The sequence below is a fragment of the Rhodococcus cerastii genome, from assembly GCF_033042195.1.
Lineage (GTDB): Bacteria > Actinomycetota > Actinomycetes > Mycobacteriales > Mycobacteriaceae > Rhodococcoides.
In genome coordinates this window covers 86,107-104,497 of the sequence record NZ_JAWLKF010000003.1, presented here as the reverse complement: position 1 = coordinate 104,497, position 18,391 = coordinate 86,107, and the positions used below count along the sequence as shown (strand labels likewise).

The following is an 18,391-nucleotide window of genomic DNA, read 5'->3' as shown; positions in this document are numbered from 1 at the left end:
CCGTCAGCTCTGGAGTCGACCGAATCCGACTACCCCGGAATCGGATTCGTAGTGCAGCGTGTGCACTCTGATCTTGCCGGCCTCGTTGCCGCCGACGGTGACGGCCTCGTCGCCGTCGACTGCGACGATCACGTTGGTGTGTTGTCCGCTGAAGCTCGTGTTGTCGTAGAGCACCACATCGCCCACTGATGGCGTGTAGTCGCCGACGGCCTCGAATCGTCCCTGCTCCTGGTAGTACTCCTGCAGGGTGTAGACGCCGGGAATGCGCCACGAACCCGAATGGGGGTTCGACAACGGCAGGCCGGCCTCCTTCATGATCCAGCTGACGAAATCGGCGCACCACGCTTCCTCGACGCCCTCGGCGTAGAACGTGCCCGGACGCTGCAGTTCGTGCTCGGTACGCAGGAGTTCGACCACCCGAGCCTGATCGGCGGTCAGCTCGCCGGTGCTCACCTCGGGGAACGCTTCGGTGTCCCACGGGAGGTACCGGCTCGGTGCCAGCCACAGAACCCCGACAGCCACCACCACGACGGCAGCTGCGCCGGCGGCCAACCACAGTGGCCGGCGTCGTCGAGTGCGCGCGGTGGTGTCGATGCTCATGCGACCACGGTAGCGCGACCTGGCACACCGCTCGGCACAATAACCGGGTGAGCACTTCCGAGAACCAGTCGCCCGTAGCCGTTCCGAAGCCCGTCGTGGACTCCGCGCGAGAGGCCTCGCGGATCACCGTACTCACCGGCGCAGGCATGTCCGCCGAGTCGGGGATCGCCACATTTCGGGATGCCCAGAGCGGATTGTGGAAGGACTTCGACCCCAGAGATCTCGCGAGCCCGGAGGGGTGGTCGGCCGACAGCGATCTGGTGTGGGGCTGGTATCGATGGCGAGCCGAATTGGTCCGACGCTCCGAGCCCAACGCCGGTCACGTGGCACTTGCGCAATGGCAGCAACGGGCGCACGTGGACATCGCCACCCAGAATGTCGACGACCTGCACGAGAGGGCCGGGGCCACGGTTCTCGCGCACGTGCACGGCAGTCTGTTCGAGCCGTACTGCAGCGACTGTGGAACACGAGCATCGTTCGACGACGGTGCGGCCGACGCCCCGGCCGAGGCCGATCAGCGAGTTCCGCCGCCGGAATGCCCGCTGTGCGGCGGGCTGATCAGGCCCGGAGCGGTATGGTTCGGCGAATCTTTGCCCGAGGCCGCGTGGGAGGCGGCCGAGCACGCGGTTCGTGAGGCCGACCTCGTTCTCGTCGTCGGTACGTCCGGAGTGGTGTACCCGTTCGCCGGGCTGCCCGCGATCGCCCGCAGCGCCGGAGCGACGGTGGTCGAGATCAACCCGGTCGAGACCGAGGTCTCGGACATGGCCGATCACCGGTGGCGCACCACGGCCGCGACGGGATTGCCGGCATTGGTTGCGCAACTCTGACTTCTGGTGGCGTGGAAAACGGTGATGCCCACTCCCAGGTCACTCGGTGGTCAATGCCTCGATCAGAGCGTTCATTGCCGATGCGGCACTGTCGGTTTCGGTGGGCCCCAGAGCGGCGAGGCTGGCGATGAGTGCTGCTATCTCGGGGGCGGTCAACCGCACTGGCCGAGGCGAGGCGACACTTGCCAGCCGAGATCCGCCGTGCACACCCGGCACCGCATCGAGGGGGACCCCGGACTCACGCAACCGGGCGAGGTCGCGTTCGACGGTGCGCACGGAGACCCCGAGCCGCTGCGCGAGTTCGGGCGAGGTCAACGGCGCAGCCGCCGACCCCAGCCACTCGACGATCCGTTGCTGACGCGCGACGCGGCGCAGGGTGAGTGCGCTGTCGAGCGACCGGGGCGCATTCTGCTTCGGCACCGTCCGAATTTTTCCCGATTCCCGACACAGCCCTGACGGGAATGGGTCCTACCGTTGTCGATATGACACCTGACAACGAATCGGTCGACAGCTTCTTCGCTCGTTATACGGGGTACCTGACCTCGGGTGATCTCGACGGTCTGGCCGAGATCTACAACTATCCGGCTCTGGCGGTCACAGCGCGGGGATGTGCGGCGATCGCCGAGCCGCAGCAGACCCGAGAGTTCTTTCGGCAGGGGCAGACCTACTATCGGTCGCGCGGAATCGAGGGTGTGCGGGCCCGCGACATCGTCACCGAGGCCGAGGTGCCGGGTATCTGGGTCGGGCATCTTCTTCTCGAGAACCTCGACTCCGACGGTTCGCCGGTGGGAACCGAGCGCAATGCCTATCAGGTGGTGACGTTGGACGACGGCACGCGTCGGATTGCGGTGACGACGCCGCTCGATGCCTAGAGCTGGGCGGAGCCGCATCGGTACTGTGGGTGAGAACGGTTTTTCTTTCTCAGGTAGGGATAACAGATGGCTTTGGGCTCCGACCGATTCTGGCGTGTACTCGGCCGATCCGCACAGAAGGCGCAGAGCACCTCGCGTCGAAGCGTCGACCGGGCCCGGGAGCACGCGGAGTGGGCAGCCGCCCTGAGCGAGAGTGAATTGGCGACCGAGGCGGCCGCGCTGCGTGTCGACGCCGCCGAGCGTCTCGACGTTCCGCGGTATCTGGCGCTGACGCGCGAGGCGAGTGAGCGTGCGCTGAAGCTACGGCCCTTCGACGTGCAGCTGCACGGTGCCGTGCGGTTGCTCGCCGGTGACGTGGTGGAAATGGCAACCGGCGAGGGCAAGACGTTGGCCGGCGCGATCGCTGCCGTCGGATACGTGTTGTCCGGACGCGCGGTGCACGTCATCTCGGTCAACGACTTTCTCGCGCAACGCGACGCGCAGTGGATGCAACCGCTGTTCGAGTCCCTCGGTATCACCGTAGGTTCCATCGGCGAGTCCTCGACTGCCCAGGAGCGGCGCACCGCCTACGCCTGCGACATCACCTATGCCTCGGTCAACGAAATTGGTTTCGATGTTCTGCGTGATCATCTGGTGAACGACCGCGACGATCTGGTCGCGCCCGTGCCGGACGTTGCCCTGATCGACGAGGCCGATTCCGTGCTGGTCGACGAGGCGCTCGTTCCGCTGGTGTTGGCCGGTTCGGTCTCCGGTGACGTCTCGACTTCGACGGTCATGGATGCAGTCCGGTTGTTGGACAAGGGCGTTCATTTCGACACCGATGCCGAAGGACGCAACGTGTTCCTCACCGACGAGGGCGCGTTGCGGATGGAGAAGGAACTGGGCGGAATCGACCTGTACTCCGAGCAGCACGTAGGGACGACGTTGGTTGCGGTCAACGTGGCCCTGCACGCCCAGGTGCTGGTCCAGCGCGACGTCGATTACATCGTTCGTGACGGACGCGTGCAGCTGATCAACGCCTCACGTGGCCGAGTGGCCGAACTGCAGCGCTGGCCGGACGGGTTGCAGGCCGCGGTCGAGATCAAGGAAGGGCTCGCCCCCACCGAGACCGGTGAGATTCTCGACACGATCACCGTGCAGGCGTTGATCAACCGGTACGCAACGGTGTGCGGTATGACCGGTACGGCCATGGCGGCGGGGGAGCAGCTTCGCACGTTCTACAGCCTCGGTGTCTCGGTCATCGCCCCCAATGTGCCGACGGTGCGCGTCGACGAGGACGACCGTGTGTACGACACGATCGAGCACAAGAACGCTGCAATTGCATTGCAGGTGAAAGAGATTCACGAGACCGGTCAGCCGATTCTCATCGGTACCCACGATGTCGCCGAGTCCGAGGCGCTGGCCGAGACGCTCACCGCCTCGGGCGTCGACGTGGTGGTACTCAACGCCAAGAACGACGCCGAGGAAGCGGCGGTCATCGCCGCGGCGGGTGTGCACGGCGCAGTGACGGTATCGACGCAGATCGCCGGGCGCGGAACCGACATCAAGCTCGGTGGTCCCGAGGGCACCGATCGCGAACGTATTGCCGAGCTCGGCGGACTGTTCGTTCTCGGTACCGGTCGCCACACCACCGAGCGTCTCGACAATCAGCTCCGCGGACGTGCAGGCAGGCAGGGAGATCCAGGGCGCTCGCTGTTCTTCGGCAGTTGGGAGGACGACGTCGTCAAGAACAACATCGGCGACAAGGATGCACCGAAGGACACCGACGAGAGCGGAATGTTCACTTCCTCGGCTGCGGCCGACCGCGTCGATCATGCACAGCGCATCGCCGAGGGTCAGATGCTCGAGATACATTCGCGTACCTGGCGTTACAACCAGCTGACGGCTCAGCACCGTGAGATCCTGGACCGCCGCCGGGCCACGTTGCTCGACACCGACGAGGCGTTGACGCTACTCGAGCAGCACGCGCCTGCGCGCTCGAAGGAGTTGCGCGAGAACGTGTCCGAGGAGACTCTGGTCGAGGTCGCCCGTCAGATCGTTCTGTACCACCTCGATCGGTCGTGGTCGGACTATCTCGCGCACCTCGCCGACGTGCGCGAGAGTATTCACCTGCGCGCACTGGGTCGGGAGAATCCGTTGGACGAGTACCACCGGATCGCTGTCGAGGCGTTCAAGACGGTGTCCTCCAAGGCGATGGATCTCTCGCACGCTACGTTCGAGTCGGCCGAGATCACCTCGGACGGAATCGATCTGGACGAAGCGGGCTTGCGACGCCCGACGTCGACCTGGACGTACATGGTGCACGACAACCCGTTCGCGTCCCGCGGAAATGCCGGTGCGGCCGGTCTGGGGCCGATCTTCGGTGGCTGACGCGCGGCGCGCGCTGGTCGCTCTCGCGTTGGGTGCGAGTGCGGTGGCCTCCGGGTGCACCGACTCGTACGGTGAATTCCCGGCAGGCAAGACGTACTCGTCGGTCGAGGCACCCGACTCCTACACGCCGGTCGCCGGAACGACGGTCAGGCTCGAGTTCGTCGACGACCGAATCTCGGCCGAGGCCGGGTGCAACAGGTTGTTCGGCACCGTGGACACCTCGCAGGGCAGGATCACCATCGACTCTCTCGGGTCGACGCGGATGGCCTGCCCGGAGGCGTTGATGGAGCAGGACCGGTGGCTGTCGGAGTTCCTGACCTCCACTCCGCGGTGGTCTCGGGACGACGGAACCATGACTTTGGACAACGGGAACGGGCGGATCGTCTTCGCCGAATTCTGATCGACTAGTGGCGGATGCGGTCCGCCGCGGTATGCCGTACTCCGTCGAGGAAGAGCTTCAGTCCGAAATCGAATCTGCTCGTCGGGTCGGGTTCTTCGAACAGCGGTGACGCGTCGGGCGTGAGGGCTCCGACGGAGTCCATCTGTAGGCGCGCCTGCTCGTCCACGGTCTGGCCCAGGATGTAGTACAGCAACGTGTCGGCGGTGAGTTCCGCGTCGCGTCGGGGCAGTCCCGCTCGAATGCACACGGCGGCAATGCGTTCGCGAATGTGGTTGGTGGTCAGCCTCGACGCGTAGGTGGCGGCCACCAATTCGGCACCGTCGCGTCGGGAGAGAAGGGCGTCGCGCAGTCGGTGGGCGATCTGCCCGATCTGTGCGTCCCACGAATCTTCGGTGGACGGCGCATCGGCACCGGAGAGTATGTGATCGGCGATGGCACCGAGCAGCGTCTGTTTGTTGGGGAAGTGCCAGTACAGCGCGCCGGGTTGCACGTGCAGCGACGTAGCGAGTCGCCGCATCGTCAGGTCTGCCAGGCCGTACTCGTCGAGAATGGCGATCGCGCCGTCCAGGACGTCCTGCCTGTTCAGTTGCACTGCTGCCCCCAAGTCGTTCGACGCATCTTCGCTTTGACAGTAGCCGAGCCCGGCGCCTAACGTGAACGCCGTTCAACTTGAACGGTGTTCAATGATGATGCCGTTCGACTACGAGGGGACCCGGAATGGACATTTTGCGCACGGCGCGTACTCAGGTGCTCGGCGACGGCATCGCGCTCGATCGATCTCAGGTTCTCGAGGTTCTCGAGCTCGGCGACGACCGTCTCGAGGAGACGATGCTGTTGGCCCACGAGGTGCGGATGAAGTGGTGCGGGCCCGAGGTCGAGGTGGAAGGAATCATCAGCCTCAAGACCGGTGGGTGTCCCGAGGATTGTCACTTCTGTTCGCAGTCCGGACTTTTCGCTTCCCCGGTTCGTGCTGCGTGGCTCGACATTCCGTCGCTGGTGGAAGCTGCGAAGCAGACCGCGAAGACCGGAGCCACGGAATTCTGCATCGTCGCGGCGGTGCGCGGCCCCGACGCTCGGCTGCTCGCGCAGGTCGCCGCCGGTATCGAAGCCATCCGGAACGAAGTCGAGATCGATATCGCGTGCTCGCTCGGCATGCTCGACCAGGACCAGGTCGATCAGCTCGCGGCGATGGGCGTGCATCGGTACAACCACAATCTCGAGACCTCTCGCTCGTATTTCCCGAACGTGGTGACCACCCATACCTGGGAGGAGCGGTGGAATACCCTGCGCATGGTGCGGGAGGCCGGCATGGAGGTGTGCTGCGGCGGAATTCTCGGTATGGGGGAGACGCTCGCGCAGCGGGCCGAATTCGCCGCCGATCTCACTGCTCTCGAACCCGACGAGGTGCCCCTGAACTTCCTCAACCCCAGGCCTGGAACGCCGTTCGGAGATCTCGATGTGCTGCCGGCATCCGATGCTCTGCGCGCCGTCGCCGCGTTTCGTCTCGCTCTGCCACGCACGATTCTGCGATTTGCAGGCGGACGGGAGATCACCCTCGGCGACCTCGGTGCCAAGCAGGGAATTCTCGGCGGGATCAATGCCGTCATCGTCGGCAACTACCTGACGACACTCGGCCGCCCGGCAGAGCAGGATCTCGATCTTCTCGGCGAGCTGCAGATGCCGATCAAAGCGCTGAACTCGACGATCTGATGGGCGTATTAGGGTGGGTCGAATGACGAGCGAGACCCACTACGACCCGTACACCGGTCGGCCTGTCGACGCCGGAGCCGAGGTGAGTGCGGGTTCGTTGTCGGTTGCCGTCCGGCTCGGTTTGGAGCCGCCGCGGTTCTGCGCAGAATGCGGTCGCCGCCTGGTGGTGCAGATAGTCCCCGACGGGTGGACGTCGCTGTGCTCGCGTCACGGCCTCGTCGATTCGGCCGCGACGGGTAGGCGCTAGGTGGTCATGTCGGACGTTCTCGAAGTGCCGCCGCGGAGCAGCACCGTTCGGGTGTTGTCGGTGGTTGTCGGAATCTCGGTGGCAGTGTCGGCTCTGGGTGGGATGCTGTGGGGATTCCTGGCACCGGCGCAGCAGTTGCTCGTGGTGGCGCAGGATCGTGGGGCGGCCCTGACCGGGGAGAGCCTGCACAGCTTCGACGGCCTCGCGATGTTCTCGTTCCTTTCCTTGGCCCTCGGTCTCGTTCTCCCGATCGGTTGGTGGCTGTGGAGGTCCGAGCGGGGTCCACGGCTGTTCGGTGCCGTCTTCGTCGGCGCACTCGTCGGCTCGGTCGCTGCAATCCTGGTGGGCAACGGGATTGCTGCTCTTCGGTTCCCGAAGGTCACCGATCCGGCGGTCGGGTCGATCGTCACCGTTGCGCCCAGTATCGAGACTCCGCAGGTGCTGATCGTTCAGGCGCTGATGGCTTCGCTGGTGATCATGCTTCTGGCGGCGATGAATCCCAACGACAATCTGCAACACACCGATCCCGATCCGGACGACCTCGATGTCGAGTTCTTCCCGCCGCCACCGTCGTTCGACTCGAATCGAGCCGACTGACAGCAGCCGTTCACGCCTGGGGCGGCCGCAATGCGGCGAACTCGTCGGTGACTCGAATGCTGTTGTCGGCAAAGCGGAACAGTGCAGGCGGTCTGCCACCGGCCTTGCCCGACGGCGCGCGCCGTCCGGTGGGTTCGATGACACCGCGCCGGCTCAGCACCCGCTGCAGATTGGTGGCATCGACCTGGTATCCGAGTGCGGCACCGTAGATCTCGCGCAGCGACGAGATCGCGAAATCGACCGGAGCCAGTGCGAATCCGATGTTGGTGTAAGACAGTTTGGCGACAAGTCGATGTCTCGCGTGCGCGACGACGGTTCCGTGATCGAACGACATGTCGGGCAGTGCCGCAACCGGGTGCCATGCGGTGTCCGAGGGAAGTGTCGGCTCGGCCGAGATCGGTACCAGGCCCAGGAAGGTCGACGCGATCCGCCGATCTCCCGGTACGCGTTCGGGTTCGCTGAAGACCGACAGCTGCTCGAGGTGCGCCACCGAGCGCACGTCGACCTTCTCGGCGAGCTGACGGCGCGCGGAGGCGGCGAGGTTCTCGTCGTCGCGCAGCGTGCCACCGGGCAGCGACCAGGTGCCGGCCTCGGGGTCGAGGGCGCGCTGCCACAGCAGCACCGCCAGTTCCGGGGCGTCGGGGTCGGAAAAGGCTCGAACTTGGAACACCGCAATGAGTACTTCGTGGACGGTGCTACGATAGGTCACGTTTTCGATCATAGGTCGAAAACTCCCTCGGAGGAAATTCGGTCACCGACGACCGGATGATCGGTGAAGGAGAACCGTCATGACCAGCAGCGCTACCCGGGTGAACATCCTGGACTCGGCATTCGCCGGAGTTCGCGACATCGTCGACGGAGCAGGTGGTTACGGGGGAGTGGAGGCAACTCCCCAGTGGGCGGCAGAGGTTCGACGGCTCGCCGATCTGCGCGGCGCGACGCTGCTCGCGCACAACTACCAGCTGCCTGCGATTCAGGACGTTGCCGACCATGTCGGCGACTCGCTCGCGCTTTCGCGGATGGCCGCCGAGGTCTCCGAGGACACGATCGTGTTCTGCGGAGTTCATTTCATGGCCGAGACGGCAAAGATCCTGAGCCCACAGAAAACGATCCTCATCCCGGACCAGCGCGCCGGCTGCTCACTGGCCGATTCCATCACCGCAGACCAGCTCCGCGAATGGAAGGCCGATTTTCCCGACGCCGTCGTCGTCTCGTACGTCAACACCACCGCCGAGATCAAAGCACTGACCGACATCTGCTGCACTTCGTCGAACGCCGTCGAGGTCGTCGAGTCGATCGATCCGGGCCGCGACATCCTGTTCCTGCCCGATCAGTTCCTCGGCGCGCACGTCAAGCGCGTGACCGGGCGCGAGAACCTGCACATCTGGGCCGGAGAATGCCATGTGCACGCCGGTATCAACGGCGACGAGTTGGCCGAGAAGTCTCGCACCCACCCCGATGCCGAGCTGTACGTGCACCCCGAATGCGGCTGCGCCACATCGGCTCTGTACCTCGCAGGCGAGGGGTTCGTACCCGCCGACAAGGTCAAGATCCTCTCCACCGGCGGCATGCTCGACGCTGCCCGCACCACCGCGTCCAAGCAGGTTCTGGTCGCCACCGAGATCGGCATGCTGCATCAGCTGCGGATGGCTGCACCCGACGTCGACTTCCTCGCCGTCAACGACCGCGCATCGTGCGGCTACATGAAGATGATCACCCCTGCTGCTCTGCTGCGCTGCCTCGTCGAGGGGCGCGACGAGGTGCACGTCGACCTCGAGACCGCGAACATCGCGAGCAAGTCGGTGCAGCGGATGATCGAGATCGGCACCCCTGGCGGCGGCGAGTGAATCCATCGGTCGCGTGGGAAACCGCGGCCGATCTCGTCGTGGTCGGCGGTGGAATTGCCGGACTCACCGCGGCTCGCACGGCGGCAGCTCGCGGCCTGCGGGTGCTTACCGTCAGCAAGGGGCGTTCCACCGACACCGCGACGCAGTACGCCCAGGGTGGGATCGCGGTCGTCGGCCCCGAACTCGAGGATTCTATCGAATCGCATGTGGCCGACACCTGCGTCGCCGGTGCCGGCCTGTGCGACGAGGACGCGGTGCGTTCCATCGTCTCCGGCGGGCGGGCGGCGATCACCTCGCTCGAAGCTGCGGGCGCTCAGTTTGACCTAGCGGCCGACGGCACCGTTGCGCGGACCCGCGAGGGTGGCCACAGCGTTCGTCGCATCGTTCATGCCGGGGGAGACGCCACCGGAGCGGAGGTGCAGCGCACGTTGGACGCGTCCGTGCCCACTGTGCATTTCGACACGACCGCGCTGCGGGTACTGACCACCCACGGCGAGGTGGTCGGTCTGCTCGTGCGCGGGCCTCGCGGTGTCGGCGTCGTTCATTGCCCGACGGTGCTGCTCGCGACCGGCGGACTGGGACAACTCTTCTCGTGCAGCACCAACCCGCCGGGCGCGACGGCCGACGGCATCGCACTCGCGCTCGACGCCGGTGCTCGGATCGCAGATCTGGAATTCGTGCAGTTCCATCCGACGGTGCTGTTCGCCGCCGGGTCCACAGGCCGTCGCCCGTTGATCAGCGAGGCGGTGCGAGGAGAGGGAGCCCGCCTGGTCGATGTCACCGGCCGTGCCTTCATGGCGGGAGTGCACCCGCTCGGCGACCTCGCGCCACGCGACGTGGTGTCCCGCGCCATCGCCGAGCTGCTGCACGAGCGTGGTGACGACCACGTTCTGCTGGATGCCCGCGCGGTGGAACGCGTCCACGAACGGTTCCCGACCGTGACCGCCTCATGTCTACAGGCCGGCATCGATCCGGCGAAAGACCTGATTCCGGTGGCACCTGCAGCGCATTACTCGTGCGGGGGCGTGGCGACGGATACATCCGGGCGCACCTCGGTTCCCGGCTTGCTCGCCGCAGGTGAAGTGGCGCGCACCGGCTTGCACGGAGCCAACAGGTTGGCGTCGAACAGTCTGCTCGAGGGTCTCGTCGTCGGTGAGCGTGCGGCCTACGTGGCCGTCGAACGAGTCGGCAGACACGGCAGCATTTCCGATGTCGCAATGCCCACGTATTCCCGTATCGACCGCGCGGTACTGCAGCGAACCATGACCGCCGAGGTCGGAGTGGTGCGAGATGCAGCGGGTCTTGTTGCAGCGCAGGGTGTTCTGGCGCACGGCGTGGTATCGGAACCGCCGGTGGATGCGCGCGCCGTCGAGGACGCAGCGTTGACCGCTGCGGCGGAGGTGATCGTGCTGGCCGCGGCCGAGCGCCGTGAGAGCCGAGGGTGCCATACCCGACGCGATCATCCGGAGAGCGCGCCTGCGCAACGCCGAAGCCTGTTCGTCGAACGAGATCTCGACGGACGGCTGGCGATAGTCAACGACGACGTGATGACGGGAGCACGCTGACATGACCGACACCGCGAACGAGGTGAACCCGGGCGTCGATCGCACCGAGGTACTCGCACTGATTCGGACCGCGCTCGACGAGGACCTGCGGTACGGACCCGACATCACCACGCTGGCGACGGTATCCGAGGATGCTGTCACCACGGCGTCGGTGGTCTCGCGCCAGTTCGGCACGATCGCCGGGATCGACGTCGGCCTCCTGGTTCTCGACGAGGTGATCGGAGCCGACGGATACTCCGTCGTGCATCGCATCGAGGACGGATCCGAGGTCGAACCGAGACAGGCCGTTCTGACGGTCGAGGCGCCGACGCGGGGTCTGCTCACTGCCGAACGCACGATGCTCAACATCGTCTGCCATCTCTCTGGAATCGCCACTGCGACGGCCGGCTGGGTCGCCGAGGTCGCAGACACCGAGTGCAAGATCCGGGACAGTCGAAAGACGTTGCCGGGGTTGCGTTCGCTGCAGAAGTACGCGGTACGCGCAGGTGGTGGCGTCAATCACCGGATGGGTCTGGGCGATGCCGCGCTGATCAAGGACAATCACGTGGCAGCGGCAGGTTCGGTCGTCGCCGCTCTGAACGCGGTGCGGGCTGCGGCTCCCGACATCGCGTGCGAGGTCGAGGTCGACAGCCTCGAGCAACTCGACCAGGTGCTGGCGGAGAACGTGGAACTCGTTCTGCTGGACAACTTCGCGCTGTGGCAGACGCAGATGGCCGTGCAGCGCCGAGACAAGTTCGCGCCGCAGACGAAGCTGGAATCCTCGGGTGGCCTGACCGTCGACGTGGCACGTGACTATGCGCGCACGGGGGTCGACTTTCTTGCTGTCGGCGGTCTGACACACTCGGTGACAGTGCTCGATCTCGGCCTGGACATGTAGTCGAGCCTCGCAATGTGAGGAATTCGTTCGAAGATGGAAGTTCAGAGTGTCCGCCTCGACAGTTGGATCTGGGCGGTCCGGTTGTTCAAGACGCGGTCTGCCGCCGCTGCTGCCTGCCGCGGCGGCCACGTCCGTGTCAACGGAACTCCTGCCAAACCCGGGCATCGCATCGGCCCCGACGACGAGATCAGGCTCCGGTCCGACGGAGTGGAGAAGATCGTCGTCGTGGTGCGGGCCATCGGCAAACGCGTCGGCGCAGCGGTCGTTCCCGAGTGCTTGATCGATCGCAGTCCGCCGCCGCCCCCGAAAGAAGTTCTGGCTTCCGTACCGAGACGGGATCGAGGGGCGGGTAGGCCCACCAAGCGCGATCGTCGTGAGATCGACCGTCTGCGGGGCCTGGGCCTCTAGTGCATCCGACTCCTTTCAGTTACCTTCGGTAACGACAAGTAGTTCGTACGCAAGGAGGTGTGGAATGGACTCCGTCCTGTGGACTCCACGTTTCGCCGCCGTGTATTTCCTGGCAGCAGCGTTGCTGCTCATTCTGTTCGTGGCGATCGACGCTTCCCTCGTCATCGCTGCACCGCTTCTGTTGACGTTGGTGGGACTCGGGGTAGCTGTTCTGATTCACAATCGAAAGCGCCACCCGGTTCGCTGAATCACGTCAGCGCGGGTGCAGGCAGGGCTGTGCCCTGAGACTGGTGTGGGTGGTCAGGCGGGTTGTCGTGGTTCCTCGTCGCCGGTGTCGTCATGCTGGTCGGGTGGATACAGCACCTCTTCGGGGTGGTGTGCGTGATTGATCAGCCCACGCCTACGCGGGTCCATCCCGGCCGGTGGATGCCACAGGGTGCGGCCCGGATAGCGATGTTCTGCTCCGGTTTTCGTGGTTGCCCACTTTCCTGGTCCGGTGCCGACGAGTGCGTGGTGCATGTCGCAGCCGAAGGTCAATCCGTCGATGTCGGTGTTGCCGCCGTCGATCCAGTCGGTGAGGTGGTGGGCTTGGCACCAGGTTGCGGGGCGGGTGCAGGAGGGGAAGCTGCAACCACGGTCCCGGGCGATGAGCACGATCCTCTGATCGGCGGAGGCGATGCGTTTGGAACGGCCCAGATAGAGGGCTCTGCCGTCGTCGTCGAAGATGGTCAGATAGTGGTGGGCGTGGGAAGCCATGCGGATCGCGTCGCGGATCGACACTCGTGATCCGGTGGCGGTCTTCGCGTATCCGCAGCCGGCTTCCAGATCCTTCAGGGTCATGGTGACGATGGCGGTGACGGGCAGGCCTCGGTGGGTGCCGAGGGTCCCGGAGGCGAGGGTGTGCCGGAGCGCCAGCTTCAGGGCGTCGTGACGACGTTCGTTCTGGGTGCGGATGTCACGCTGGACGGCGGCCTCGCGCGTTGACGCCGCCGCGTCGGCCCGTGCCTCACTGCTCTCGGTATCGCCGTGCCCGGCAGCGGTACGCCTGGCAGCAGGGCCGTCGGAGGAAGTGTCGTCGGAGGAGGTGCCGTCGGGGGAGGTGTCGTCAGAGCCTGTACCGCAACCGCATTCGATGCCGCCTCCGCACTCGTCGTGACCGCAAGGGCCGTCACCGCAATGGCCGTCACAGCCACATGGACCGTCGTCCCAGAGTCCCGCATCACTTCGCCACCGGTCTTTACGCTCAGGTAGCGGTGGTGTCTCGGAATTGGAGTCCCCCGATCCTGCATCACTCGCCCCTGCTTCGCGGGGCGTGGTGCCGGGCTGCGGTCGTGCGTCAGCATCCTCGCCCGAGGTCTGGTCGTCCTCGTCGCTTCCGTTCTCGTCGTGGACGATCGATGTCGGGTCTGCGGGGTTGTACATGCCCGGTTTTGCCGCTTTGGAGAACAGGGCTTCGAGGTAGGCGCGTAGTTCGGGGTCGACGCAGAATTTTCCTTCCGACATTCCGTCGACCCCTTGCTCGCCGAGGTAGAAGAACGCATCCCTCCGCTTCCGTGGCTTCGGCGGGTTTCCGTCGTCATCGTCATCGTCGTCATCGTCATCGTGGTCGCCGTCCGGGTTCACCATCGCGTCCAGGCACGCCACCACCGGTGCGAAATCGTCCGGCCGCAATTTCACTGCCTGTTCCACCAACTGTTGTTCGGCGAGGTCGCGGGTCTGCGGATCGACACTCGAGGGCAGATGGCGGAAGAATTCGCGGATCATCTGCACATGCTTGGCATCGAGCAACCCCGCCCGCAGTGCTTGCGCTGTCCGCGGCAGCAACGGGGCCAGTACTTCTCCGGAGAACGCAGTCCGGTCACCCAGTTCCGCGGCCAGACGGACTCGTGCTCCTGCTGCTCGAGGGGTGATCCGCAGCATCCACGCCACCGAGGACGGGACCGAGCCCGGATACACGTCGAGGCCGTGCTGCGCGATCAGCTCGTTGAGCCAGGTGTACGAGTACGCGGTCAGCGACCGTGTCAGCATCTCCATGCGTTGGATCACCGCACGCCGATCCGGGTTCGACCACGCGACCGACGCCTGCCCGGCCAGACCGGCGACCGCTGATTCCACCGCTGAAATCAGTTCCGACAACTCGGGATCGGACACGTCAAGGGTAGGCGGCACCGTATCGATGCCGTCCACCCCTGATCCGCCGTCCCCCGAAAGCATGATCGAAATCTACCGCGACCCACCGACAAACTTTCGAACACAGGTTCGTCCAGGATTCGGGCCGGCGCGAGGGTGCAGAGTCAGCGACGCTTCCCGCTGCGTCGGGCGTTCGTTTTCGTCTTGGCAACAGGGCGAGCAGGTTTGGAGGGGTGCGCTTTCTTCTTCTTGACCGGTGCCTCGTCCGATACACCGCGTGAGCTGCGGGTCGAGCGGCCGCGGACGATGCCGATGAATTCCTCGATGCGGTCGTCCTCGCGTTCGGCGACCCAGGCCAGTGCGATTTGCGACTGCTCGACGTCGGTCACGGGGCGGTAGACGAGGTCCTTACGGGCGTTGAAACGCGCCACCGAGTGCGGCACGATCGCCACCCCCAGCCCGGCAGCCACGTACTCGAACGTCTCCGCGGCGGAGTTCATCGGCGGAAGTTCCGGGCGATTGCCGGTCGTGAGTTCGGTTGCCACAGCTGCCCATTCGGGCACGGTCGCGGGGTCTGCGAGCAAGTGCTCGTCGGCGAGATCGGTCGCGGTGACCGAATCGAATGCGGCGACGGCGTGGTCCTTGGGTACCACCACGACCTGTACTTCTTGGTAGAGACCGATCGCGTTGAGGCCCTCGCGATCGATCGGCGGACGAACGAAGCCGACATCGACCGTGCCGTCGCGCAACGCCGCCACCTGTGTCTCGGGTGTGGTCGCGACCACGGAGAGCGTGACATCAGGGAACCGATCAGCCCAGATGCGCGTCCATTTCGTCAGCGTCACTCCCTCGGCATACCCGATGGTGAACGTCGTCGGCTCGGCAGCAGCAACCTGCGCGAGTTCCGAGAGTCGATCGTCCTCGGCGATCTCCACCAGCGCCCGCTCGAGCAGATCGCGGCCGTCGGCAGTGAGCTCGGTGGGGGATGCCCCCGGCACGAACAGATCGACGCCGAGCTGTTCCTCGAGTTCCACCACCGTCTTGCTCAAGCGGATTCGCGAGATTCCCAGTGACTGAGCAGCGCGCGCGAAATGCAGTTGCTGCGCCACCGCCGCGTACCAGCGCAGTGTCTGCACATCGATGTTCACGGTGTCGAGCCTATGGGACGACGCGGGCGGCGAGCGACCGTGGCGTCGAGAGTGCCGATGGCCGGATAAGCTGTTCCGGTGAGCCCGGAGAACAAGCAGCAGACCATGAAGCCATTGACCGCGGCGAACAAGCTCGGCATCTATCTTCCCGCAGCACCCGAAGAATTCCAGAACTCGATGATCAGCAGGTCCGAACTGGACGCGTTGCGCAGCGATCCGCCGCAGTGGTTGACCGACCTGCAGACCAACGGACCCTTCCCGCGCGACGTCATCGCGAAGAAGCTCGGCGTGTCCATCGCAGGGCTGGCCCGCGGCGGTGTCACCGAAGCATTGACCGGTGATGCCATCGAGGAGCTCGTCGCCAGCCCGCCGCAGTGGCTCGTCCGGGAGCGTCGCACCCAGATCCAGGTGCGCAAGGATGCCGAACGCATCAAGGAGAAGCAGGAAGCACGTCGCACCGCCGGTAATCGGCCGACCAAGCTCCGCAACCTCTAGCGGGAGACCACCCCGTCGAGGTAACGCCAGCCGCCGTCCACTCGGACGAAGCGGCTCACCTCGGTCATCGAGCCCGCCCCATCGGGATGCTTGTACCGAGCTCGGAATTCGACGGTCCCCTCGTCGTCGAACAATCCACCGGCGTCGGTTGCCAGAATGTCGAGGCGATACCACCGCTGATCGGGGTCCAATTCCAGCTCGGCCGGAGCGGTGTCGGAATGCCAGGATCTGCGGAGATAGTCCACGTCTGCGACGGCGAACGCGGTGAATCGCGAACGCATCAGTGTCTCCGCCGTCGGTGCGTTCGCTACTCCGAGCAGGTACGGCTCGCAGCATGCGTCGAACGTGTCACCGCTCGAACACGGACACCGCCGACTCACTCGTCGACTACCTCGACCGTATAGGTGCCCAGTTCGTGCTCGTCTCGCTTGCCGACATCCTGGATCCAGGTGTTGGCCTCGAGAAGCGTGTCGAACAGTCCCATCCGGATCGGGTCGCCGCCGAGTGCGTTCTTCATGATCACGCGGTATTTCCTCACGGGGTCACGCGCCGGACGGTCGCGAGAAACGTCGCAGCGGCGAAGAACATCCCGGCGAACGTGCGATTCATCGTCTTCTGCTGGCGCTGCGACTTCATCAGCCGCAGAACCCGAGATGCCAGGGAGGTGTATCCGGTCATCACCAGCATGTCGACTGCCACCATCGTGGCCGCGATCGCGAGGTACTGGGCGAGCAGGGGCCGAGCCGGGTCGAGGAACTGGGGGAGCACTGCGACCATGAAGACGACCGCCTTCGGGTTGCTTGCGTTGACGAGGAATCCGCGGGCGAGCATCGTCGTTCCGCGGTCGGCCACCGCTGGAGCGTCGGCGACATCGGTGGGGGCCGCACGCCATTGCCGAACGCCCAGATAGAGCAGGTAGGCGACGCCGAACCACTTGATGGCGGTGAAGGCCAGTGCGGAGTTCGCCAGAACAGCTCCGAGCCCGACGGCGACGATGCCGATCTGCAGGAGCAACCCGATCTGCAGCCCGAAGATGTTCCAATATCCGCGGCGTAGGCCGTAGCGAAGCCCGGTGGACATCGACGCGATGGCACCGGCACCGGGGGAGAGACTGATGACGATGCTTGCGCCGAGGAATGCGAGCCACACTGACCAGGACATGCGTTCATTGAACTACGCCCGTCAACTCCGATTCCGCCCGGCCGCGGGTGTCGAACGCAGCGCGACGGGGTAGACCTCGCAAATGGCAGACATCAGATCCATCGACACAGGACCGCAGCAAGTTTCCAAGCAGACCGAGGTTCGAGCGCCTGCGGCCGAATTGTTCGCGATCGTGGCCGATCCGCGCCGCCATGGCGAACTCGACGGGTCCGGCACCGTCAAGGACACCGTCAAAGGCCCCGATCGTCTCAGTAGCGGTGCCACATTCTCGGTCGGCATGAAGCAGTACGGCGTGCCGTACAAGATCACCAGCACCGTCACCGAGTTCGTCGACGCAGACAAGCACAAGGTCGTCGAGTGGCAGCATCCGCTGGGGCACAGCTGGCGCTGGGAGTTCGAGGAGAAGCAGCCGGGACTGACGACGGTCACCGAGAGCTTCAAGTACGGAACAGCGAAGTCCCCGAAGATGCTGGAACTGTTCAAGATGCCGCAGAAGAACGCGCAGGGCATCAAGAGCACGCTGCACAACCTGGCCGCCCGCTACGCCTGACCTGCATCTATTCTGACCGGCATGCCGATCGATCCCGACACCAAGAACTGGACCTGGGTACTCGAACGAGCCTGCCCGGATTGCGGGTTCGACTCCAGTGCCGTCGTATACGACGACATCCCGGACCTTATTCGCGCCGACGTCGAGCGTTGGGAAGCGGTTCTGCGGCGCAATAACGTTGAACTGCGACCCGACGACTCGACGTGGTCCGCCCTCGAGTACGCCGCGCACGTGCGTGACGCGCACCGCATCTTCCGTACCCGGCTGGCGTTGGTGCTGACCGAGGACGATCCCGAGTTCGCCAACTGGGACCAGGACGCCACTGCGCTGGCGGACGACTACAACTCCCAGGATCCTGCGACAGTGGCGTCGGAACTCGGTGACGCCGCTCGCGCTCTTGCCGACGATTTCGCCGCTGTTCCGCCCGAGAATCGGCATCGGACCGGTCGGCGCAGCGACGGATCGAACTTCTCGGTCGAATCACTGGCCGCTTACTACATTCACGACCCCATCCATCATCTGTGGGACGTGCGGGGCTGAGCGGAATTCGGTGGAACTATCCTGGGTGTTCGAACCACACTGTTTCG

The 18,391-nt window shown here is 65.2% G+C and carries 24 protein-coding genes; 15 read left to right on the top strand and 9 right to left on the bottom strand.

Annotated elements, in window-relative coordinates; all coding sequences use genetic code 11:
• Positions 1–3: 3 nt before the first annotated feature.
• Positions 4–600 carry a CHAP domain-containing protein gene (locus R3P93_RS07370; RefSeq protein WP_149406112.1) on the bottom strand — a complete coding sequence of 199 codons (597 nt, stop codon included), beginning with the start codon at positions 598–600 and terminating at the stop codon, positions 4–6.
• Positions 601–647: 47 nt separating this feature from the next.
• On the opposite strand from R3P93_RS07370, the gene R3P93_RS07365 reads away from it, so the two are divergent.
• The gene (locus R3P93_RS07365) at positions 648–1,427 is read left to right on the top strand and encodes an SIR2 family NAD-dependent protein deacylase (protein WP_094640109.1); all 780 of its coding nucleotides are present in this window, start codon (positions 648–650) and stop codon (positions 1,425–1,427) included.
• 39 nt (positions 1,428–1,466) lie between these two features.
• Here R3P93_RS07365 and R3P93_RS07360 read toward each other — a convergent pair whose 3' ends face one another.
• The gene (locus R3P93_RS07360; RefSeq protein WP_231893909.1) at positions 1,467–1,847 is read right to left on the bottom strand and encodes a helix-turn-helix transcriptional regulator; all 381 of its coding nucleotides are present in this window, start codon (positions 1,845–1,847) and stop codon (positions 1,467–1,469) included.
• Between the two features lie 62 nt (positions 1,848–1,909).
• Here R3P93_RS07360 and R3P93_RS07355 point away from each other — a divergent pair, with 62 nt between their 5' ends.
• From R3P93_RS07355 to R3P93_RS07345, 3 genes are all read left to right on the top strand, one after another.
• On the top strand, positions 1,910–2,299 hold the full coding sequence (locus tag R3P93_RS07355) for a hypothetical protein (protein WP_094640108.1): 390 nt from the start codon (positions 1,910–1,912) through the stop codon (positions 2,297–2,299).
• A 66-nt stretch (positions 2,300–2,365) separates the two neighbouring features.
• The gene (gene secA2 / locus R3P93_RS07350; protein ID WP_149406111.1) at positions 2,366–4,669 is read left to right on the top strand and encodes an accessory Sec system translocase SecA2; all 2,304 of its coding nucleotides are present in this window, start codon (positions 2,366–2,368) and stop codon (positions 4,667–4,669) included.
• Positions 4,662–5,069: an META domain-containing protein gene (locus tag R3P93_RS07345; protein WP_068052689.1), complete on the top strand. Its 408-nt coding sequence runs from the start codon at positions 4,662–4,664 to the stop codon at positions 5,067–5,069. Before secA2 ends, R3P93_RS07345 begins: the two co-directional genes overlap by 8 nt.
• 4 nt (positions 5,070–5,073) lie before the next feature.
• Here the strand turns inward: R3P93_RS07345 and R3P93_RS07340 are convergent, their stop codons facing one another.
• The gene (locus R3P93_RS07340) at positions 5,074–5,661 is read right to left on the bottom strand and encodes a TetR/AcrR family transcriptional regulator C-terminal domain-containing protein (RefSeq protein WP_149406110.1); all 588 of its coding nucleotides are present in this window, start codon (positions 5,659–5,661) and stop codon (positions 5,074–5,076) included.
• 125 nt (positions 5,662–5,786) lie between these two features.
• Between R3P93_RS07340 and bioB the strand changes: the two genes are divergently transcribed.
• Genes bioB through R3P93_RS07325 form a run of 3 tightly spaced genes read left to right on the top strand, consistent with a single transcriptional unit; the run spans position 5,787 to position 7,623 of the window.
• Positions 5,787–6,779, top strand: coding sequence for a biotin synthase BioB (gene bioB, locus R3P93_RS07335; RefSeq protein WP_068052684.1), 993 nt, complete (start codon positions 5,787–5,789; stop codon positions 6,777–6,779).
• 22 nt (positions 6,780–6,801) lie between these two features.
• A complete protein-coding gene (gene bsaP, locus R3P93_RS07330) occupies positions 6,802–7,026 on the top strand; it encodes a biotin synthase auxiliary protein BsaP (RefSeq protein WP_149406109.1) in 225 nt (74 codons plus the stop codon).
• A gap of 6 nt (positions 7,027–7,032) precedes the next feature.
• The gene (locus R3P93_RS07325; RefSeq protein WP_262498363.1) at positions 7,033–7,623 is read left to right on the top strand and encodes a DUF2567 domain-containing protein; all 591 of its coding nucleotides are present in this window, start codon (positions 7,033–7,035) and stop codon (positions 7,621–7,623) included.
• A 10-nt stretch (positions 7,624–7,633) separates the two neighbouring features.
• On the opposite strand, the gene R3P93_RS07320 is transcribed toward R3P93_RS07325, so the two are convergent.
• Entirely contained in the window at positions 7,634–8,344 is a 711-nt protein-coding gene (locus R3P93_RS07320; RefSeq protein ID WP_176460262.1) for an NUDIX hydrolase, read from the bottom strand.
• A 67-nt stretch (positions 8,345–8,411) separates the two neighbouring features.
• On the opposite strand from R3P93_RS07320, the gene nadA reads away from it, so the two are divergent.
• From nadA to R3P93_RS07295, 5 genes are all read left to right on the top strand, one after another.
• Entirely contained in the window at positions 8,412–9,470 is a 1,059-nt protein-coding gene (gene nadA / locus R3P93_RS07315) for a quinolinate synthase NadA (protein ID WP_262498362.1), read from the top strand.
• Positions 9,467–11,035: an L-aspartate oxidase gene (locus R3P93_RS07310; RefSeq protein ID WP_317532708.1), complete on the top strand. Its 1,569-nt coding sequence runs from the start codon at positions 9,467–9,469 to the stop codon at positions 11,033–11,035. Before nadA ends, R3P93_RS07310 begins: the two co-directional genes overlap by 4 nt.
• Before the next feature lies 1 nt (position 11,036).
• Entirely contained in the window at positions 11,037–11,912 is an 876-nt protein-coding gene (gene nadC, locus R3P93_RS07305; protein WP_317532707.1) for a carboxylating nicotinate-nucleotide diphosphorylase, read from the top strand.
• 33 nt (positions 11,913–11,945) lie between these two features.
• Positions 11,946–12,320, top strand: a complete 375-nt coding sequence (locus R3P93_RS07300; RefSeq protein ID WP_037192726.1) for an RNA-binding S4 domain-containing protein — start codon at positions 11,946–11,948, stop codon at positions 12,318–12,320.
• 64 nt (positions 12,321–12,384) lie between these two features.
• Positions 12,385–12,567 (top strand): hypothetical protein, encoded by a 183-nt coding sequence (locus tag R3P93_RS07295; protein WP_068052666.1) that lies wholly within the window; start codon positions 12,385–12,387, stop codon positions 12,565–12,567.
• Positions 12,568–12,620: 53 nt separating this feature from the next.
• Here R3P93_RS07295 and R3P93_RS07290 read toward each other — a convergent pair whose 3' ends face one another.
• A complete protein-coding gene (locus R3P93_RS07290) occupies positions 12,621–14,534 on the bottom strand; it encodes an HNH endonuclease signature motif containing protein (RefSeq protein WP_317532706.1) in 1,914 nt (637 codons plus the stop codon).
• Between the two features lie 80 nt (positions 14,535–14,614).
• Positions 14,615–15,598 (bottom strand): LysR family transcriptional regulator, encoded by a 984-nt coding sequence (locus tag R3P93_RS07285; RefSeq protein WP_094669879.1) that lies wholly within the window; start codon positions 15,596–15,598, stop codon positions 14,615–14,617.
• A 78-nt stretch (positions 15,599–15,676) separates the two neighbouring features.
• On the opposite strand from R3P93_RS07285, the gene R3P93_RS07280 reads away from it, so the two are divergent.
• Positions 15,677–16,093 carry a DUF5997 family protein gene (locus R3P93_RS07280; RefSeq protein WP_394855262.1) on the top strand — a complete coding sequence of 139 codons (417 nt, stop codon included), beginning with the start codon at positions 15,677–15,679 and terminating at the stop codon, positions 16,091–16,093.
• Here R3P93_RS07280 and R3P93_RS07275 read toward each other — a convergent pair.
• From R3P93_RS07275 to rhtB, 3 genes are read right to left on the bottom strand one after another with little or no spacing between them, the layout of a single operon-like run.
• Entirely contained in the window at positions 16,090–16,473 is a 384-nt protein-coding gene (locus R3P93_RS07275) for a YchJ family protein (RefSeq protein ID WP_317532705.1), read from the bottom strand. The two genes, R3P93_RS07280 and R3P93_RS07275, sit on opposite strands and share 4 nt — an antisense overlap.
• Positions 16,470–16,616, bottom strand: coding sequence for a hypothetical protein (locus tag R3P93_RS07270; protein WP_179272101.1), 147 nt, complete (start codon positions 16,614–16,616; stop codon positions 16,470–16,472). The genes R3P93_RS07275 and R3P93_RS07270 overlap by 4 nt, the downstream gene beginning before the upstream one ends.
• An 11-nt stretch (positions 16,617–16,627) precedes the next feature.
• A complete protein-coding gene (rhtB, locus tag R3P93_RS07265; RefSeq protein WP_317532704.1) occupies positions 16,628–17,254 on the bottom strand; it encodes a homoserine/homoserine lactone efflux protein in 627 nt (208 codons plus the stop codon).
• A gap of 82 nt (positions 17,255–17,336) precedes the next feature.
• Between rhtB and R3P93_RS07260 the strand changes: the two genes are divergently transcribed.
• A complete protein-coding gene (locus R3P93_RS07260; RefSeq protein WP_149406097.1) occupies positions 17,337–17,804 on the top strand; it encodes an SRPBCC family protein in 468 nt (155 codons plus the stop codon).
• A 21-nt stretch (positions 17,805–17,825) separates the two neighbouring features.
• Positions 17,826–18,344 (top strand): DinB family protein, encoded by a 519-nt coding sequence (locus R3P93_RS07255; protein ID WP_317532703.1) that lies wholly within the window; start codon positions 17,826–17,828, stop codon positions 18,342–18,344.
• Positions 18,345–18,391 lie beyond the last annotated feature (47 nt).

Coding starts and splice junctions, on each gene's coding strand:
- R3P93_RS07370 (WP_149406112.1), bottom strand. CDS start 600: ATGAGCATCGACACCACCGCGCGCACTCGACGACGCCGGCCACTGTGG.
- R3P93_RS07355 (WP_094640108.1), top strand. CDS start 1,910: ATGACACCTGACAACGAATCGGTCGACAGCTTCTTCGCTCGTTATACG.
- secA2 (WP_149406111.1), top strand. CDS start 2,366: ATGGCTTTGGGCTCCGACCGATTCTGGCGTGTACTCGGCCGATCCGCA.
- bioB (WP_068052684.1), top strand. CDS start 5,787: ATGGACATTTTGCGCACGGCGCGTACTCAGGTGCTCGGCGACGGCATC.
- bsaP (WP_149406109.1), top strand. CDS start 6,802: ATGACGAGCGAGACCCACTACGACCCGTACACCGGTCGGCCTGTCGAC.
- R3P93_RS07325 (WP_262498363.1), top strand. CDS start 7,033: ATGTCGGACGTTCTCGAAGTGCCGCCGCGGAGCAGCACCGTTCGGGTG.
- R3P93_RS07320 (WP_176460262.1), bottom strand. CDS start 8,344: ATGATCGAAAACGTGACCTATCGTAGCACCGTCCACGAAGTACTCATT.
- nadA (WP_262498362.1), top strand. CDS start 8,412: ATGACCAGCAGCGCTACCCGGGTGAACATCCTGGACTCGGCATTCGCC.
- nadC (WP_317532707.1), top strand. CDS start 11,037: ATGACCGACACCGCGAACGAGGTGAACCCGGGCGTCGATCGCACCGAG.
- R3P93_RS07300 (WP_037192726.1), top strand. CDS start 11,946: ATGGAAGTTCAGAGTGTCCGCCTCGACAGTTGGATCTGGGCGGTCCGG.
- R3P93_RS07295 (WP_068052666.1), top strand. CDS start 12,385: ATGGACTCCGTCCTGTGGACTCCACGTTTCGCCGCCGTGTATTTCCTG.
- R3P93_RS07290 (WP_317532706.1), bottom strand. CDS start 14,534: ATGCTTTCGGGGGACGGCGGATCAGGGGTGGACGGCATCGATACGGTG.
- rhtB (WP_317532704.1), bottom strand. CDS start 17,254: ATGTCCTGGTCAGTGTGGCTCGCATTCCTCGGCGCAAGCATCGTCATC.
- R3P93_RS07260 (WP_149406097.1), top strand. CDS start 17,337: ATGGCAGACATCAGATCCATCGACACAGGACCGCAGCAAGTTTCCAAG.
- R3P93_RS07255 (WP_317532703.1), top strand. CDS start 17,826: ATGCCGATCGATCCCGACACCAAGAACTGGACCTGGGTACTCGAACGA.